This is a genomic window from Bacteroidota bacterium, assembly GCA_016722375.1.
In the GTDB taxonomy this organism is placed as follows: Bacteria; Bacteroidota; Bacteroidia; order Chitinophagales; family LD1; genus Bog-950.
Window position 1 is genome coordinate 211,700 of the sequence record JADKJG010000002.1, and the last position, 18,997, is coordinate 230,696.

Genomic DNA, 18,997 nt, shown 5'->3' on the forward strand with positions numbered 1-18,997 from the left:
ATGAAAAACAAGACTAAAGCCAAACTAGACACCATCGCCTCCGCCATTTCGGAAATCAAAAAAGGACGACTCATCATTGTCGTGGACGACGAAGACCGCGAAAACGAAGGCGACTTTATAACCGCCGCGCGAAACGTAACGCCCCAAATCATCAACTTCATGGCCACCCACGGGCGCGGACTGATATGTATGCCCATGTCCGAAGAGTTGTGCGATCGCCTCCAACTCGAACTCATGGCCTCCAAAAACTCCTCACACCACGAAACAGCCTTTACTATCTCCGTTGACCTTGTTGGTCATGGATGCACCACCGGCATCTCAGCCCACGACCGCGCCCAAACTGTCCAACATCTCATCAACCTCGATAGTCAACCCGAAGACTTCGCTCGCCCCGGACACATCTTCCCTCTGCAAGCAAAAAAAGGTGGCGTGCTGCGCCGTGCCGGACACACCGAAGCCACCGTTGACCTTGCTCGCCTCGCCGGTTTCGAATCCGCTGGAGTACTGGTCGAAATTATGAACGAAGACGGCTCCATGGCCCGTCTGCCCCAACTGCTCCAAATCGCCAAAAAACACCAAATCAAAATCATCTCCATCAAAGACCTCATCGAATACCGGATGAAACATGAACGCCTTCTCAACGAGAAGTTGAAATTGCCCTCCCTTCCAAATACGGCACCTTTCGTGTTCGCGCCTACTCAGAGCCAAATACCCACGAACCCCACCTCGCCATTTTCAAAGGTACCTGGAAAAAAAACGAACCCGTCCTCGTCCGTGTCCACTCTTCCTGCCTCACTGGCGACATCCTCGGCTCCCTCCGCTGCGACTGTGGCGACCAACTCCACGCCGCCCTCCAAATGATTGACCAAGCCGGCAAAGGTGCCGTCATATATATGCAACAAGAAGGCCGCGGCATCGGCCTACTCAACAAACTCCGCGCCTACCAACTACAAGAAAAAGGCATGGATACCTACGAAGCCAACCTCCACCTCGGTCTGCCCATGGATGCCCGAGACTATGGCGTCGGTGCTCAAATCCTCAACGACCTTGGCATCGCCAAAATGAAACTCATGACCAACAACCCCAAAAAGCGCGTCGGCCTCATCGGCTATGGCCTCGAAATCGTAGATAACGTCCCTCTCGAAATAGCCCCCAACCCTCACAACCGCCGCTACCTCACCACCAAACGCGACAAAGCCGGCCACGACATCCTCAAAAAGAAAAGGGCAAAGAAAAAATAGAACTAGCAACCGCTCCATTCCCTAAAAAAGATTTGGGCGTGCCACATCCAAAGAAATTCTTCGGACATGCTGAAACGCAAGGGGGCAGGCTCATATCTAGCTCATAGAAAGAAGGGAAAAGATAATTTTACTTTAGTATAGGGTAAGACGGGTAGGGGAATCCTTTGAGCATGCCTCCAACTCCATGCTTCGTCCAACTTCTAAAATGGAAACACTCACGTAAATCCTGCTTTTGACTTTAAACCGAATTAAGCAATAGATTATTTTTTCGTTTCAAACATTCAATAGAACTCAATACATAACTAGGCTTCAGCATATTTTGGTTCAAAGGATTCGTAATCCGGGTATAATCATCTCTTAGATAAATGCATTTAGGTCAGCAAACAGGGGTGGTCAACTCCAACCGGAAAAGGGTGGCCAAGCGCTCCAAAATCTCCAGAAGGAAAGTCGGAGGGCGCACCCAAATATTCTTTATATTTTGAGAAAGGCCTTAACTATTTACCTTTTTATGGTCTGCGAGGAATTTTTCGAGGCCAATGTCGGTGAGTGGATGGTTGAAAAGGCCAAGGATGGAGGAGAGGGGGCAAGTGGCGATATCGGCACCCATTTCGGCGCAACGGACGATGTGGAGGAGTTGCGGGTGGGTGGAGGCGGCGAGGACGGTTTGGTAGCCGTAGTTGCGATAGATGTGGGCGATTTGGCCGATGAGTTGAACGCCGTCCCAATTGCCGTCATCAATTCTTCCTATGAAGGGAGAAACCATAGTGGCTCCGGCTTTGGCGGCCAAGATGGCCTGTGCGGCGCTGAATACCAAGGTGCAATTTGTTTTGATACCGTTGTCGGTGAACCATTTGATGGCTTTTACGCCTTCTTTGATCATCGGTACTTTGACGACGATATTGGGGTGGAGGGCGGCGAGCTTTTGCCTTCTTCAATGATGCCTTTGAAGTCGGTAGAGATGACTTCGGCGCTGACCGGGCCGTGGACGATTTCGCAGATGGCGACGTAATGTTTCAAAACGTTTTGTTCGCCTTTGATTCCTTCTTTGGCCATGAGGGAAGGGTTAGTAGTTACTCCGTCGAGGATGCCTAATGATTCGGCTTCTTTAATTTGTTCGATACTGGCGGTGTCTATAAAAATTTCATAAAAGATTTTGTCTTTAGAATTATAAAATGGATGGAATCAGGGAAAAAAATAGGGCAAGTTACTCATATCGCACCGCTACAACCGTCTGCCTTTGCTGCGTTTCCGCCCTGGAGGATTAAACAGGAGCTGATCGTATGAGGCTCGCGCCGCAAAACTAACCGAGTTATTGGTTATTGAAAGCAGAGCGAAAGAAATTTGTATTTCTTTAGTAGTTACTGGTGAAATGTTGGAGAGAATATGGCTTCCATTTCGCACGGAGGCACGGAGAATGAAGGAGTGTATTTCTATCGGCTGTTTACTCCGTGTCTCCGAGCGAAATCGCCCTCCAAAAATAAAGCCCCAAAACGCTATGGCTTTGAGGCTTCGGTCAATTAACGAACCATTATGAAAAAGGTTGGAGGGCGCTACATTTTAAATGCGTAGAGGTAACTCATGGGTTTGTTGGGATAGATGCCTTCTACGAGTACTCTGCCTGATTTGGTTTTTAGAATGTTTACGAAATCGTCCACATTGTTAACGGCTTGGTCATCAATCTGGGTGATGACAAATCCCTTGCGAATGTCGGTAGCTTCGGCCAACTTTCCACTTCGGATGTCAGCAATCTTCACGCCATTGTTGATGCCGAGGCTTCTTTTTTCGCCTTCGCTAAGGTTTTCAATTTTAATGCCTAGGGTATTGAGAATATCTTTTGAATTGTCAACAGTAGCTACGGTGTTGTATTTGTTCTTTAGGGTGATAGTGGTAGTGTAAGTTTTCCCGCCGCGGATATATTCCACTTTAATAGGGTCACCGGGGCGATATTGGGCCACTTGTTCTTGCAGTTCGGGAGAAGAGTTGACCGGAAAGCCGTTTAGTTTGAGGATAACATCTTTGTTCTGCAAACCGGCTTCTTCGGCTGCGGAGCCGCTGTTCACACCATCCACATAGACTCCGTAGGGAGTTTCAAAGCCTAATTTCTTGGCAGTTTCATCATCCATTGTGCGAATGTTGACACCGAGAAAACCGCGTTGTGTCACCCCGAATTCTTTTAAATCAGAGATTACTTTTTTGACAATGTTGGAAGGCACTGCGAAAGAATATCCCGCATAGGAGCCGGTGGGAGAAGCAATGGCGGTGTTGATGCCTACCAGTTCGCCATTTATATTGACCAGAGCGCCACCGCTGTTTCCCGGGTTGACTGCTGCGTCGGTTTGAATAAATGATTCTATAGCTGTATTGGCACCTTGGCTAAATTCGTCGCCATGCAAATTGATGTTCCGGCCTTTGGCGCTTACAATTCCTGCAGTTACGGTAGAAGCCAAGTTAAAGGGATTGCCTACGGCCAGCACCCATTCACCCACCATCACGGAATCAGAGTTGGTAAATTGTATGTAAGGCAGGCTTCCATCATCAATCTTTATTAAAGCCAAATCTGTATCTGCATCTTTGCCTACCAATTTGGCTTTGTAGGTTTTATTATTTTGTAAAACCACTTCAATTTCGTCTGCGTTTTGTATGACGTGGTTATTGGTGACGATATATCCATCCTTTGAAACGATTACACCGGAACCGGTAGATAATTGTGGTTGTGCGTTTCTCGGTTGTTGATATTGGAAAAAGTCCTGCCCGAATAATCCGCCGAAAGGATCGTACTGCTTATAAACCTGCCTTTGTGGTTTTCGTGGTACACTTGATGTGAACGACGCAGGGGGTAGAAGCTGCCGCTGCAAAGCGGAAGTCAACGGGTTGGGTATTTCCACCAACAGGAGGGGAGTAAGCAGCCAACTGCACCGGTGTCTTCTCTACGAAAGCAACCTTTTGTAAATTCCATCCCGAAAAATTAAAGACGGCAACGGCAGCAAAGGCGCTGACAAATGCAACAAGTGCGGTAAAAGCAATTTTCTTCGTATTCATATCATTTCTATTTTTGTATTTAAACTAATAACGTTTGTCCCCACAAATTTATTCTACTTCTGTCTATAAAACGATATGATTACCATTCAGCTTAACCACCTTTAACACGCGAGTTAAATGACCGTTAAATTCTATAAATATCAAGGCACCGGAAATGATTTTATCATGATTGATAATCGGGAAGGGCTATTAGACAGAAACCATCCTGAACTGGTTCGTCTCCTTTGCGACCGGCGTTTTGGCATCGGTGGCGACGGCCTAATCTATTTTCAAAACAAATCGGGATACGATTTTGAGATGGTTTATTTCAATAGCGATGGAAATGAAAGCAGCATGTGTGGTAATGGGGGGCGCTGCCTGATTCGGTTTGTGAAGGATTTAGGCCTTATCTCCTCCCAATGTCGTTTCCTCGCCATAGACGGCGACCACAATGGTGAGATTCTCGCGGATGGAGATGTAGTGCTGCAAATGATGGATGTTCCTACTATTGAATCTTTCCAGAACGATTTTGTACTCAACACCGGCTCTCCTCATTATGTTCGTTTTGTGGAAGATGTTCGGAAATTAAATTTGGTAGAGGAAGCTAGAAAAGTACGCTACTCCCCTCGTTTTGAAAAAGAAGGAATCAACGTAAATTTTGTTACCCGTAGGAGTGACCAGGAAATTTATGTCCGCACTTATGAAAGAGGCGTAGAAGATGAAACACTTTCCTGCGGCACCGGCGTGGTAGCTTCTGCTATTGCTTTTGCGGTTTCCACTATACCGAGTCTAAGTCAAATTCAGGTAGAAACTCCCGGTGGACTTCTTTCGGTTAAACTTCAAAAAGCGGAAGCCGGATACCGCAACATATTCCTTCAGGGGCCTGCAAAAAAAGTTTTTGAAGGAAGTGTAGAAGTTTGATGGAGATTCGCCAATGGCAAATAATCAATCAAAGGGTTATGTTTGCCGCCCTAAAAATCGAATATGGGTTTACAATGTGGCATCGTCGGTCTGCCAAATGTCGGCAAGTCAACTTTATTTAATGCGCTTTCGTCTGCCAAAGCTCAGGCGGCTAATTTCCCCTTTTGCACCATAGACCCCAATATAGGGGTGGTTACGGTTCCAGATAAAAGGTTGAATAAACTGGAGGAAATGGCGAAGCCACAACGGGTGGTTCCTACTACGATTGAGTTCGTGGACATTGCGGGCTTGGTGAAAGGGGCCAGCAAAGGTGAAGGGCTGGGCAATCAGTTCTTGGGCAACATTCGTACTACCGACGCTATCATCCACGTACTCCGTTGTTTTGAAGATCCAAATATTATCCATGTGGACGGTTCCGTCAATCCGGTGCGCGATAAGGAGATTATTGACACCGAACTACAACTGAAGGATTTGGAAAGCGTAGATAAGAAATTAGAGAAGTTGAAAAAACTGGTAAAAACCGGTGATAAAGAAGTGATCAAGGGACTGGAAGTTCTGGGGCTTTATAAACAACATCTGGAAAGCGGCCAATCGGCTCGCACTGCTCCTTTAAACAATCCCGAGGAGAAACGTTTTATTGAAGACCTTCAACTCTTGACCGAAAAACCGGTTATCTATTGTTGTAATGTTGATGAAGGTAGCGTAGTAAACGGCAATGCTTTGGTGGAGCAAGTGCGCAAGGCAGTCGCCAGTGAAAATGCAGAAGTGGTCATCATCTCAGCGGCCATTGAATCGGAAATTGCTGTTCTGGAAAGTGCCGAAGATCGCGATGCCTTTCTTAAAGATTTAGGATTGGAAGAAACGGGACTTAACCGACTTATTGCAGCAGCTTATCACTTGCTCAGTCTTCAAACCTATTTTACCGTTGGAGAAAAGGAAGTTCGTGCCTGGACCATTCATAAGGGCGATAAAGCCCCGCAGGCAGCGGGAGTCATTCACTCAGATTTTGAGCGCGGATTTATTCGTGCAGAGGTAATGGCTTACGACGACTTTACGCATTATAAAACCGAAGCGGCCTGTCGTGCTGCCGGGAAACTGCGCTCTGAAGGGAAAGAATACCTAGTTCACGATGGAGATATCATGAACTTCCTTTTTAACGTGTAGCAAACAGTAGGGCGGGGGGACTCCATTCCTGTAAGCAACCGGATATTACTCCACTATCAATTTTTCGCTGAAATTATCTGCACCGTTTGAAAGGTGGATAAAATACATACCGGCCGGGAGGATGCCAGATGTATTTATCTCAAGTAGTTGTCCATTATTACCTGTCATTGTTTTTGAAAATACTTCACGACCGGTCATGTCAATCATGCTGAAGTTTAAATCCTGAGACGGGTCAGAAACGTAAATATATATATGCCCTTTAGAGGGGTTAGGGTAAATCTTATAGGTTAATCCTGTCTTCATTCTTACTGAAACAATGTTGGAATAGCTGAATTGTCCATCATAATCTGTTTGTTTCAAGCGGTAGTAAGAAACTCCCGGTAGCGGATTTTCATCTAACCAATTATAGTCCAATAGTTGTGTGCTGTTATTAGCGCCCTCAATCCGAGCTATTGCAGTAAACGTCTCTGCATCGGGACTTCGTTCAAGCGTAAAGTAGTGATTGTTGACTTCCAGTGAGGTAGTCCATCTGGTTTGAACGTTCTTGTCAACCGGTTTAGCTTCGAAAGAAAGTAGTTCAATAGGCATTGAGTGTTGTCCGGTTCCTCCAATGCTAAAGGGGCTAAAGGAAGAAACGTATCCGGTAGTTTTGAGGCTGCCGCTGCCACCAAAATCACACAAAGAACCCAATACCGTTGTGGCCACTTCCTCCGCCCAATGATTGGTTTTCCAATGGGCGATGGTGAGTTCATCACAGATCCATCCATCGGGTTGTGAAATGCTTTCCCAGAACAATTCAATTTTCATTGAATCGGTCGAAACGGTTCTGTCAATATCCCAATACTGATCTCCATCAACATCTTGTAATCTTCCGCTCAGGGGTATTAAGGAGGTATATCCGGTATTAAAATACTCTGCCTTTACTTCGGTGCTTACATCGGTGATAGACGAAATACCTACTCTTCTCCATTTGCCCGCTTTGCCAATCGGGAAAACAAAATCATCATTACCCACCTTTACCACCGGTCCACGGATATAGCTATTGGCAGAGCCGGAAGTTGAAGTTGCATTATCTAAAATTCGCAGGATGTTTGTGGAATCCGTATAAAGAACCCCGCTTGTCATAGTAAGTGAATTGCTGACAATTGTAGCGGCAGCGGGACTAATACTCAAGGTAACCTCCAGCACCATTCATTTCTAATTGATAGAAAGTGGTAGCAACGCTTCCTTGAATCAACTGGGGACTGCTGCCCCCAAAGATGACGCGACCCGTCGTAGTAAAGATGCCGCCAGTTCTGTTCCAACCATTTGCGCCATTTATTGTGATGTTCTTTCCGCCATCATTCAATGTTCCCAAAGATAGGTTGAGTGCTCCATTCAGTGTCATGTTGGCGAGGCTACCTCCCAGAGTTAAACTGTTGTCACTCTTGCTAATATTTAGATTATAAAAAGACTGAGCCGCGGAAGTTCCGTTAATGGCCTGTGCACCACCGCTATTAAATACAACTGTGCTCGTGCCGGGAGAGAATGTACCGCCATTGCTTGTCCAGTTGCCCGAAGTCATATTGATAGTGGTAGCAGTTCCACCGCCGAGCGTTCCGGCTGTTAATGTCATGTTTGCGCCTATGTTTAATGTCATCGTGCTACCGCTGATGCTTACTGTATTGCTGCTTTTGTTCACAGCCATGTTATAAAATGTTTGTGTAGCGGCAGAGCCATTGATAGCTTGATTCCCAGTTCCATTGAAAGTAACCGAACCGGTGCTGTAAGTGAAACTGCCTCCGTTATTCGTCCAGTCTCCGCCTACATAAATGTTTGTAGCCGTTCCCTTATCCAGAGTTCCGGTAGATAAAAGCATGTTGCCATTCAAAGTCATGGAAGTAGTGCTACCTCCAACCGTAAGCGTGCTGGAACTTTTATCAACCGTTACATTATTGAAAGTCTGACTGGCTGCTGTGCCGTTAATATTTTGAGCACCGGTGCCAGAGAAAAGAGCTGTACTCGTTCCCGGCAAAAAGGTTCCTCCGTTGTTAGTCCAATTGCCTGCGGTCATGTTGATGGTCGTAGCGGTTCCGCCGTTAAAGTGGCCGGCAGTAAGCGTCATGTTTGCATCGAGAGTAAGACTGGTGGTACTTCCCGCTAATGTCAACGTATCAGAAGCCTTATTGACGGTTATGTTGTAGAAAGACTGTGTGCTGGCGCTGCCGTTAATGGCTTGAGCAGTTGTTCCGGTGAAGTGTACGGTTCCGGTACCGAACATAAATCCACCACCGTTATTCGTCCAATTTCCTTTAGAATAAATATTTGTTGCCGTGCCATTACTAAATGTTCCCGACGATAATTTCATATTTCCATTCAGAGTTAGAGAAGTGGTGCTGCCACCAACGCTAAGCGTATTGGAGCTTTTACTTACGGTAAGCCCATTAAATGTTTGGCTGGCTGCCGTGCCGTTAATAGCTTGTGCACCGCTACCGTTAAAAGTAACTGTGCTGTTATCAGGAGCAAAAGTTGCCCCGTTATTGGTCCAGTTGCCTGCGGTCATGATAACGTCGGTAAGCTCGCCCGCCGTTAAAATACCCGAGGTCAAGGTCATATTTCCGCTCAATGCTATCGTATCTACACTTCCTCCCACAGCTAATTCGCTGGCAGTTTTAGCGATGGTTAGGTTATTAAAGTTCTGACCGGTTCCTGTTCCTTGTATGGCTTGGTCACTGGTGCTGTTAAAGGTGACGGTTCCGGTTCTCGGAGAAAAGGTTCCGCCGTTGTTATACCAATCGCCTGCGGTCATGTTGATGTTGGTGGCGGTACCGGCATCAAAAGTTCCCGAATTCAAACTCATATCCCTGTTCATGCTGAGCGTCGTGGTGCTGCCACCGACGGTTACCGTATTGGAGGCTTTGTTCACCGTAAGGTTTTGAAAAGTCTGCGTAGCTGTAGTTCCTCCTAAAGTCTGTGCATCCGTTCCGGTGAAATAAACCGTCCCACCGACTGTAGATGTAAAGGTCCCGCCGTTTTTCGTCCATCCTCCCGAACCCATCACATTGATACTTTGTCCGCCATCATTCAAGGTTCCTGCGGTGAGCACAATTCCATTCACGGCTATGCTGTCTTCAAGTATAGAAGTTCCGCTGCTATTATGCGTAAACGTTCCGGCGACTGTCAATATGCTGTTGCTGGTGATTCTGGCTGAGTTGAGAACGTCCAGATTATTATCAATAAAAGAAACGGCTGAAAGGTCATAAGGTTTGGTTCCGTTTAGTTTGAGATTATAATAACGCGCTTCGCGAATCTGCGCGCTATCGGCAGTTTGATTGACCGTTACCGTTCCTCCGGTACAGGTATATATTCCTGAAAGTTCGGGATAAACTTCTTTCACACTTCTTTGTAGTTTTAATTCAGAAGTACCGGTCATAGTTAATCCCGCATCGCCATACAAGATATTGGTTCCTTCATCCAGAATCGCTGTTCCTCCCAAAATAACTTCATTATCTACAATAACATCTGCCGACAATGTTTTGGTTCCTGCATTTACGGCCTTTAGCTTGCTATAGGTCGCCAATGGAACCTTGATAGTTTGCGCACCGCTTCCGCTATACTCCACTGTATTCGGATTGATAGAAGCATCCAATATTCCGGTTGATAGAAGAGTGCCTGAAACACTGAGGAGCGCGTTTGCATTGTTCAGCCATATAGAAGTACTTCCGTTTGCGCCGGTTACATTTCCGTTCACGGTTATCGCGCCGATATTATTGACGATAGTACCGGCGGCAATGGATAAGGTAGTATTGACCGAAGGTGTTCCAATCGTAATGGTTGTTCCGGGAACAATCGTTTTGTTATTGGTAATGGGGAAAGAACCGCCCGATGCCGTCGTGTAAGTTCCGGTGCCGGATATAAATCCTCCGCTTCTATTCAAAACCATTGAAGCACCTGATCCCATGCTCATGGCACCAGAGATTTCAATATCGCCTCCGACCGTTAATGTCCCGCTTGATTGGGTATAAGCGGTTCCCACAGGTAGCGTAAACCATCCGGTTACGTTCACATTATTATTTACAATGGGCGAAGTGGCTGAAGACATCAGTAATTCTCCCACTACATTCAAGGTTCCATTATTGGTAAAGTTTCCGGTGCCATACATGATAATGTTTCCGCCGCAGTTCATCGTTTTTGAACTATTGATGACCAATCTTCCGCCGGTATCAATATCCATAAACTTTACGGAGTCGGTGGCTGTCAAGGTGACCGTTTGGTTTTGAGAAATGACCGCATAGCCCGAACCGCCCGGCAAACAATCACAACTGGCACCGGCACCGCCTTCTGCAAAAGACCAGGTTCCATCGCCGGGAGTTACATCGTTCCAATTCCCATCCTTGCGAGAGAATACGTAGTTATACATCGGTGTGGTGGACTTATCATTCGTTCCCAAAACAAAAACGTTATTCAAGTTGGAAACACTTAAGCCATTTCTATATCCGGTGGGCGAGCCTAAAGGCCCCGCAGTAGTTACGTGCGTACCGACCGAACCCATGACACCGCCGGTATAAGTCAGCAGTTTCAAGTTGGCAACATTTCCTTGCGAACCGAGGTTGCTGAACTTTACGCCCAAATTATAAGTGCCTCCCGCAAGAGTGGTAGTACTTAGCTCAGAATTGACCACCGCAATTTGTTCCATGTTGGAGCCTTCATTGTCGGTATAAACAATATCCGCTGCGCCTGCCGCGTTGTTATGCACTGCTGAAACATAGCCGCCCGTTGTCGCATTTGACGTTGAGTTGATAGATATAGGCCGGAAATATACATACGTACCGATGGGAAATAATCCATAATAATTTCCCGAAGTACTCGTAATGGCCGTTCCCGAAGGCCAGTATCTTCTAAAAGTTCCTCCATAAAATTGTCCAAAGCTCCAAACCAGTGCAGCGCCCGAACCGTTACCCAAGCTAAAAGTATATCCGTTCATATCAACACTCGCGCCGCTCATAGTTAATGAGTTGCTCACCGTCACATCACCCAACATCCGAACAACCGTTCCATAGGGGGTGACGGTCATCTTGTAAAATATTTCTCCTCCTGTTTTGAAAATATCTTGTGTTCCTCCACCGTTAAAAACTACTGAATAGGTGGCGGGAGTGAAGGTGCCATAGTTTGACCAATCGCCTTTCACATTCATATCTCCTGCAGCCGTTACTGTATTGCCTGCATCAATGGTAACGCTACCGAAAGTAAGCGTGGCGCTCGGCGTGATGGTACCGGTTCCGGTAAACGTGGTGTTGCTTCCTTCCGCGAAGGTTAGAATAGAACTATTGGTCAGCCCCTTGGCAATCTTTATCTTGCTTCCGTAGGACGTGGTAAACACCGGAACTACGGCTCCTCCAAAGTTGAGACTGGGTGCCGAAGTGCCGTTAAAGTTCATAGTTCCGCTACCGGTAATTTTCAAGGTGCCGCTTTTGGTAGCCATCACGAGCGAAGAACCAAAGTTAATGGTTCCGGTACTGACGCTTATCACTTCCGTCGCCACCACATTATTGCTCAACCAAGTTACACTGCCCGTCAAATCAAAACTACCACTCGTCACATTTACCTGACAGGTGCGGGTGGCTGTACTGCTGCTTCCGGCAAAAATCAGGTTTCCCCCCACCGTACATGTTCCGCCGTTAATATTCACGATGGCGTTTCGTTTATTCCTGGTCGGCTGGTTGATGGTCAGATTTCCAGTAACCGTCAAGGCCTTTCCGGTAGCCATATTAAAAGTCCGGTTTTTTCCGGTGCTACTAAGGGTTAGACTGGTAGCGGTGATATTGGTGCTCATGGTATAGCTCACATCCTTATTTTTCGTCCCGCCTATTTGCAAAGTGGTGAAAGTGAAAGGAGAGGAGCCGCCTATAGTGCCCAGTTCTCCGCCCATCTTTATGGTGCGGCCCACAGCAGAAAAAGTTCCTCCGCTATTGGTCAAGTCTCCGCGTATTTCCAAATCTTCATTCGTAGTAAAGGTGGCAGCCGCGCCAATGCTCAGACTTCCCTCAATCATCACATCGCCCGAACCTACGGCCATCGTGGTAGCGGCTCCGGCCATGATATTGACATGATTAAATAGCACATCCGCATTGGGTGTAAAGGTTCCGGTACCATAAAAATTGGCAGTGCCAATCGTGGTCCAGTCAACGGTGGTAGAGGTTACATTATAAGCGCCATAAAAATTCACGGTGCATCCTACATAGAAATCGAGGTTGTCCTTGCTATCTGCAAAGTCAGACCCAAAGGTGACGATGCCTGCGCCTGTAAAAGTGATATGCTGCCCCGCGTCGGCAATCGTGATTGCCGGAGTGAAGTTCAGCGTTCCGGTTCCTACTTTAAAAGTATTGGTACCGGTGATGCTCCAATGCGAAAAAGTTCCGGCCACTTTGATCGTGCCCGGTCCGGCATCCATGATATAGGTAGAGTTTTTGCTGTTTGGATTATACCTTAAATCACCCTTGATGGTCAGCGTTTTTCCGGCAGTAATAATTTTAACGGTCGTGGCACCGCTCGTGGTGTTTCCCAGATCGAAACTATTACAAGTGTAAAGGCCATCCACGGTAATCGTTAATCCGCTATTGATAATAATATCATCGGTTGAATCAGGAACCCCTACCGGACTCCATATATTACTATCGCTCCAATTACCGGTCAACGTAGCGGTTTTGGTTGCCGCACCGGCATTTTGGGGAAAGACCAGCGAGCAAAAGGCTATCATCAACAAGGCAAGAACTCTTGCGCTGTTTTTGATTCCGATGTTCTTGTTTCTGATAAAAGCGTTTTTCATAAAATAAATTCGGTTTTATTGATTGACTACTTGATGATTTCACTAAACAATTCCAAACAAATCATCTGCACACGGAGGGAAAGGCTACAATCCTATCGCAATGATTTGCTTTGATGTCGGGGGGACAAGCACATTGCTTATTGTGTTATACTCTTATACAGCCCGAAAGGTTACAACATGCCCCACATTATTTACAAGGCATTCCTTGTAAAGGCGGGTTCAGGCATTGTAATTCAGCAGATGGATGTTGTTTGAAAAAGAGGAAGAGGGACAATTTAAGACCTTAAATGCTTGCCGAAAATTTTATGGCTTTACCTTATTTTATTCTATTCCAAAGGCAAAACTAAATGGCTAAATATGTTCCAAAAGGCAGGTTTTTGGTTTAAAATATGTTGATTTAGGAGTTTTCATGGATTGGGATTTCAAAAACGAGCATGCAAAGGAGAAAAACATAGATGCAAAAACGTTTTTCATGCTTGCAAAACACTTTTGCAAGCTCGTATGGGGCATTTCATGCTCGCAAAATACTTTTTCATACATGCAAAACACTTTTGCATACTCGTAAAACACTTTTGCAAACTCGCAATGCCGATTTCATACTCGCAAAACACTTTTGCAAGCTCGTTCTTGGCTTTTGCAAGCTCGCATAGGGCTCTGGTTTAGGTAAAAATTTGAGCCAAAAACATGAATTTGGAAATTTGAAAAAAGCTTGTTACGTTTGAGCCATAGTTAATTAACCAATCTAAAACGAAAGAAAATGATACGGAAAGTAAAAGTTTTGCTCGCTTTCTTAAGATTAAGCGTAGCTGAAAAAATTTCTTACGGTGCCAATGTGATTGCAAAGCTAATTGCAAACGCGAGCGTCTTTACCTCGCCCGATGTCACCCCGGCAGATTTACAGCTGAAGAACGATGAACTTCAGGCGGCGAAGGTGGATGCAGCCGGAGGCGACAAGCAAAAGGTAGCAGTGATGCACAACGTGGAAAAGGAGTGGGAATTGCTTTTTAGAAAAGATGCCAATTATGTGAACCGGATTGCAGATGGAGATGAAGCGGTTATCCGGCTCGGCGGATTTGACCCAACCAAAGCAGAAACCACTCCTTCACATCAACTGTCAGCACCCGACGTGAAGGTTGAATCCACTTCCACCATGATTGGAATTGCTTCCGTAGAATGTGAACCCTTTGAACATGAGCATGTAGAGAACTATGTTTATGTGGTAGCTACAAATCCAGAGCCTTTATCTTTTCCTAATGGTCAAATTTCAATCGGGGGCGCTGCGGGGGTGGTGGCAGTAAAAGTGGATACGCATCGCAAAACAACTATTATCGGTTTAACTTCTAAAGAAAGATATTATATAACAGTGTTTGGAGTGAATGAAGCAGGGCCTGGCTTGGCTTCTGAGCCTTATACGGTGACCATTTCGTAAGTTTTGTGTGAATTGGGATGGTGGATGGGGTGTTTTTTTTGGATGAGTAAAATCATGTGATTGAATTAAAGGCTTAGATATTTTTGGCGCGTCGCCCCCCGACAGTAGAGCACAATTTTAGAATTCGTTGTTCGTGTCGGGGGGCACAGCAACGATTCGGCACCTCGCAGCAATGCGGGGTGTTTTTTTTGTACAGAACCAAATTCATAAATAGCACCCCATTTAATCTGCGCGCTAATATTTTGAACCACGCCACTACTTCATATCCCGATGCCTTTTTAGGCAGAATGCAACTGCTTTTAGGTGATGAGTTCCCGGCTTTCATTGAAAGCCTCGGGCAACCTTCGCCCACGTCGCTGCGGTTGAATCCTAAAAAGAGAATTTCAAAGTTTGATAGCGAGGAGAAAATTAGTTGGTGTGAAGAAGGAAGATATTTGGCTCAGCGGCCCTCCTTTACTTTCGATCCGCTCTTTCATGCCGGAACGTATTATGTGCAGGAAGCCAGTTCTATGTTTGTTGAGCAGGTGTGGAAACAGGTGAATCCAAATAAGGAGGCGGTAAAGGTCTTAGATATGTGTGCTGCACCGGGCGGAAAATCTACTCATCTCCTTTCTTTGATGGATGGGAAAGGTGTATTGGTGAGCAATGAACTTCTCCCTCACCGCAATCGTATTCTTCAACAAAACATCATCAAATGGGGATATCCTAACTGCATCATTACGCAGAATAAAGCCGAAGATTTTGCTGCTCTTGAAAATTATTTTGATCTTGTTTTAATTGATGCGCCTTGCAGTGGCGAAGGCTTGTTTCGCAAGGACAAAGAAGCCATAGATGAATGGAGCGAACGAAACGTAGCGATTTGTGCGCAAAGGCAGAAAGACATTTTGAACAGCGCATATCGCTGCCTAAAACCAGGTGGCTTCTTGATTTATTCTACCTGCACTTTTGAAGCAGAAGAGAATGATGAGAACATGAAGCGGTTAGGGGTTGGCAGTTGGGAGATAGCGGTGGAACAACCGGGGATAACGAAGACCAACTATGGTTACCAATTCTTTCCACATAAGGTGAAGGGCGAAGGGTTTTATATAAGCGTGTTCAAGAAAGAGGGTGACTGGGTTCCAAACTTTGAAGTCTCGGCACCAAGCGCTCAACTTCAAAACCCCGACTTCCTTCAATCTCCCGAAGATTTTGCGGAGATAAAAAAGAACGATTTGTTTTTCGCCATCCCTAAGACTATTCACAACGACTTCTTGTTTTTGGAGAAACAGCTTTATATCCGCAACGTCGGCATTTGTATGGGGACGATGAAGGGAAAGGATTTTCTTCCTGCTCATGATTTGGCATTGAGCATTGCTATCGGCAAGGATATTCCCTCGGTAGAACTGAATAATGAGGAAGCTATTGCTTACTTGCGGGGCGAAACGCCAAAAATAAAATCAGCCTATCGCGGTTGGTGTTTGGCCACCTTTGAAGAAAAAAATCTTGGATGGATGAAATTGATGCCCAATAGGTGGAACAATTATTATCCGAAAGAATATAGAATACTGAAACAAAAATAATCATGACATATCCTGCTCTTATTCTGCATCAAAACAAAACGCATGCCGTCAAGCGATTTCATCCTTGGGTCTTCTCGGGAGCCGTGAAGCAAAAGGAAGGAAATCCGCAACAAGGGGATGTAGTGGAGATTCTTTCGGAGCAGGGAGAATATCTCGGCACAGGTCATTTTGGAACCGGTAGCGTTTCGGCACGAATATTTTCGTTTGAGAAAGTTTCTTCTTTGCCCGAACTCTGGCAACAGAAATTTCAACGGGCTTATCAGGTGAGAATAGCCGCCCGCTTGGCTGAAAGCGAAAGGACCAATGCTTATCGGCTCATTCATGCCGAAGGAGATGGCATGCCCGGTTTGATTGTGGACTGGTATAACGGAACGGCGGTTATCCAATGCCATTCTAACGGAATGAACAGGGAGAAAGAAAACTTTGTGGCGGCTTTAAAGTCCGTTTATGGCAATAAGCTAAAAGCAGTTTATGACAAGAGCGCGGCCTCCTTGCATCATAAAGATTCTTCGGAACCCGTTAAAGGAACAGACGGATATCTGTTTGGAACGTTGGGCGAAAAAACCATTCTGGAAAACAATCTGCGCTTCTCGGTAGATTGGGAATTAGGTCAAAAGACAGGCTTCTTTATTGACCAGCGCGACAACCGCTCCCTGCTTGCCAGATATGTTTCAGGCAAAAAGGTATTGAATACTTTTTGTTATTCGGGCGGCTTTTCCGTTTATGCCATGAAAGCGGGAGCGACCTTGGTACATTCGGTGGATAGTTCTGCAAAAGCAATCGAATGGACCGATGAAAATATCGCCCTGAACGGAAGCGCCGAAGGAAAGCATGAAAGCTATTGCGCGGATGTGTTTGATTTTCTAAAAGATTCTAATGAGCAGTATGACCTGATTGTTCTCGACCCTCCGGCCTTTGCTAAGGGACAAGCAGCGCGACATTCGGCCATCAAGGCTTATACTCGTTTAAACCATGAGGCATTTAGAAAGATAAAGAAAGGAGGAATAGTTTTCACCTTTTCCTGTTCGCAAGTGGTGAACCAAGAGATGTTTGAGGGAGCGATTACTTCTGCGGCTATTGAATCGAGTAGGGATATTCGCATTATACACCGTTTGAGCCAAGCTGCCGACCATCCGGTGAGCATTTATAATCCCGAGGCGCTGTATTTAAAAGGCCTGGCATTATATGTAGAATGATCTTGCTAATTTCTATTAATAAAATCACTGAAACGCAACTTAATTAGCGAGATACGTATTCTAATATAGTTAAGATATTTTAACGGCAAAATCAACAAATCAATTTGATAGATTTAATTGGATTAAAATACTTTTGGCAGCGTATAAACAAACCATCTATGAATAATAGGCTTTATAATTTATTGATCTTCAGTTTTGTTGCATTAACGTCTTTTGCCGGTACCGGAAAAGGAACGAATATTAAACTGACTATTAAGGGCTTGGAGAACAGTCGAATCATTTTGGCTAATTATTTCGGCGACAAGCAATATGTGAAAGATACACTGGTTACCGACAAATCCGGTACGGCTTATATCAAAACCGATACGGTGGTGCCGGGCGGTGTTTACCTCGCTGTTTTCCCCGATTTAGGCAATCGTTACTTCGAATTCATTATCAACGAACCGCAGTTCTCCATTGAAACAGATACCAACGACCTGACCGGGCATATTAAAGTTATCGGTTCTGCCGAAAACAAGTATTTCTATGATGACATGAAGTATCTTGGAGTAGTGAAGCATACGTCTGACTCGTTAAGCAACTTATATAAAGCGGCAAAAGATCAAAAGGAGAAAGATAAATATCGCGAAGAGCTATCCATCCTTGATAAACAAGTGAAGGCCAAGCGGACAGCGGTGATGGAAAACACTCCTGACCTGTATTATGCCAAGCTGCTCAGAGCGATGAAAGATGTGGAAGTGCCGGAAGCCCCTCGCGACGCTAATGGAAAGATTATTGATTCCGCTTTTCAATGGAGGTTTTTCAAGAACCACTATTGGGACAATATTGATTTGAAGGATGAACGCATGTTGCGCAATCCGGTCTTTCATAACAAATTGAAAACCTTTATGACCCAAACGGTCGTGCAGATTCCTGATTCTATCAATGTTGCCGGCGATGAATTATTGGCGAAAACAGATGGCAAAAATGAAGTGTACCGTTATATTCTGACGTACATCTTTAACGAAATGGCAAACTCCAAGGTGATGGGTTTTGACAATTCGTATGTCTATTTCGGTAAGAACTATTTCTGCACCGGTTTGGCTCCGTGGATTGACACGACCAAAATGTTTAAAATTTGCGACCGGGTGAAAAGACTGGAACCGGTATTGGTTGGCAAAAAGGCTCAGCGATTAATTCTGCCAACAGATTCTACGGAAACTCAGTGGAAGTCGCTTTATGATGTCAAACATAAATATACCGTTCTCGCCTTCTGGGATCCGGACTGCGGGCATTGCAAAAAGGAAATTCCTGTTTTAGCAGAAGCCTACCATGATTTGAAGAAGAAAGGCGTGGATGTTGAAGTATTCTCCCCTTCTATTATGACCATCGAACATTATAAAGACTGGATAGAGTTCATTAAGAACAATAATTTGGATTGGATCAATGTTCAGGATTCTAAATTGCACAACAACTTCCGCTTTGAATGGGATATTCAAAGCACGCCGCAGATTTATATTTTGGATAAGGACAAGGTGATCAAGGCGCGCCGCATTGGTGCTGATCAGGTGGAGGATTATATCCTGCATTTAGAAAATCCTAGTTATCGGGGAAAACTCACCAACAAGGTGAATGACGAGGATAAGCACGAAGAGGCAGAATAATCGAGCTTCAGACAAATCATC

At 45.3% G+C, this 18,997-nt stretch carries 10 protein-coding genes, 1 other RNA gene and 2 pseudogenes; 7 read left to right on the forward strand and 6 right to left on the reverse strand.

Features of this window, described 5'->3' with window-relative positions:
* Positions 1 to 1,241 (forward strand): annotated as a pseudogene (locus IPP77_02835) (bifunctional 3,4-dihydroxy-2-butanone-4-phosphate synthase/GTP cyclohydrolase II).
* Between the two features lie 490 nt (positions 1,242 to 1,731).
* Here IPP77_02835 and IPP77_02840 read toward each other — a convergent pair.
* From IPP77_02840 to IPP77_02855, 4 genes and pseudogenes are all read right to left on the reverse strand, one after another.
* Positions 1,732 to 2,294: pseudogene (locus IPP77_02840) on the reverse strand (fructose-6-phosphate aldolase).
* Positions 2,295 to 2,435: 141 nt separating this feature from the next.
* An RNA gene (ffs, locus tag IPP77_02845) (signal recognition particle sRNA small type) lies at positions 2,436 to 2,534 on the reverse strand.
* A 257-nt stretch (positions 2,535 to 2,791) separates the two neighbouring features.
* The gene (locus tag IPP77_02850) at positions 2,792 to 4,096 is read right to left on the reverse strand and encodes a Do family serine endopeptidase (GenBank protein MBL0308643.1); all 1,305 of its coding nucleotides are present in this window, start codon (positions 4,094 to 4,096) and stop codon (positions 2,792 to 2,794) included.
* A complete protein-coding gene (locus IPP77_02855) occupies positions 4,023 to 4,280 on the reverse strand; it encodes a hypothetical protein (protein ID MBL0308644.1) in 258 nt (85 codons plus the stop codon). Before IPP77_02855 ends, IPP77_02850 begins: the two co-directional genes overlap by 74 nt.
* A 117-nt stretch (positions 4,281 to 4,397) precedes the next feature.
* Between IPP77_02855 and IPP77_02860 the strand changes: the two genes are divergently transcribed.
* Positions 4,398 to 5,180, forward strand: a complete 783-nt coding sequence (locus IPP77_02860) for a diaminopimelate epimerase (GenBank protein ID MBL0308645.1) — start codon at positions 4,398 to 4,400, stop codon at positions 5,178 to 5,180.
* Between the two features lie 63 nt (positions 5,181 to 5,243).
* Positions 5,244 to 6,344, forward strand: coding sequence for a redox-regulated ATPase YchF (gene ychF, locus IPP77_02865; protein MBL0308646.1), 1,101 nt, complete (start codon positions 5,244 to 5,246; stop codon positions 6,342 to 6,344).
* A gap of 45 nt (positions 6,345 to 6,389) precedes the next feature.
* Here the strand turns inward: ychF and IPP77_02870 are convergent, their stop codons facing one another.
* Positions 6,390 to 7,535 (reverse strand): T9SS type A sorting domain-containing protein, encoded by a 1,146-nt coding sequence (locus IPP77_02870; GenBank protein ID MBL0308647.1) that lies wholly within the window; start codon positions 7,533 to 7,535, stop codon positions 6,390 to 6,392.
* Positions 7,507 to 13,149, reverse strand: coding sequence for a hypothetical protein (locus tag IPP77_02875; GenBank protein ID MBL0308648.1), 5,643 nt, complete (start codon positions 13,147 to 13,149; stop codon positions 7,507 to 7,509). Before IPP77_02875 ends, IPP77_02870 begins: the two co-directional genes overlap by 29 nt.
* 757 nt (positions 13,150 to 13,906) lie before the next feature.
* Between IPP77_02875 and IPP77_02880 the strand changes: the two genes are divergently transcribed.
* The 4 genes from IPP77_02880 to IPP77_02895 all read left to right on the forward strand — a co-directional run bounded on the left by IPP77_02880 (position 13,907) and on the right by IPP77_02895 (position 18,976).
* Positions 13,907 to 14,578, forward strand: a complete 672-nt coding sequence (locus IPP77_02880; protein ID MBL0308649.1) for a fibronectin type III domain-containing protein — start codon at positions 13,907 to 13,909, stop codon at positions 14,576 to 14,578.
* Between the two features lie 242 nt (positions 14,579 to 14,820).
* Positions 14,821 to 16,137: an RNA methyltransferase gene (locus IPP77_02885; GenBank protein MBL0308650.1), complete on the forward strand. Its 1,317-nt coding sequence runs from the start codon at positions 14,821 to 14,823 to the stop codon at positions 16,135 to 16,137.
* The gene (locus tag IPP77_02890; GenBank protein ID MBL0308651.1) at positions 16,137 to 17,333 is read left to right on the forward strand and encodes a class I SAM-dependent rRNA methyltransferase; all 1,197 of its coding nucleotides are present in this window, start codon (positions 16,137 to 16,139) and stop codon (positions 17,331 to 17,333) included. Before IPP77_02885 ends, IPP77_02890 begins: the two co-directional genes overlap by 1 nt.
* A 158-nt stretch (positions 17,334 to 17,491) precedes the next feature.
* Entirely contained in the window at positions 17,492 to 18,976 is a 1,485-nt protein-coding gene (locus tag IPP77_02895; protein MBL0308652.1) for a redoxin domain-containing protein, read from the forward strand.
* Positions 18,977 to 18,997 lie beyond the last annotated feature (21 nt).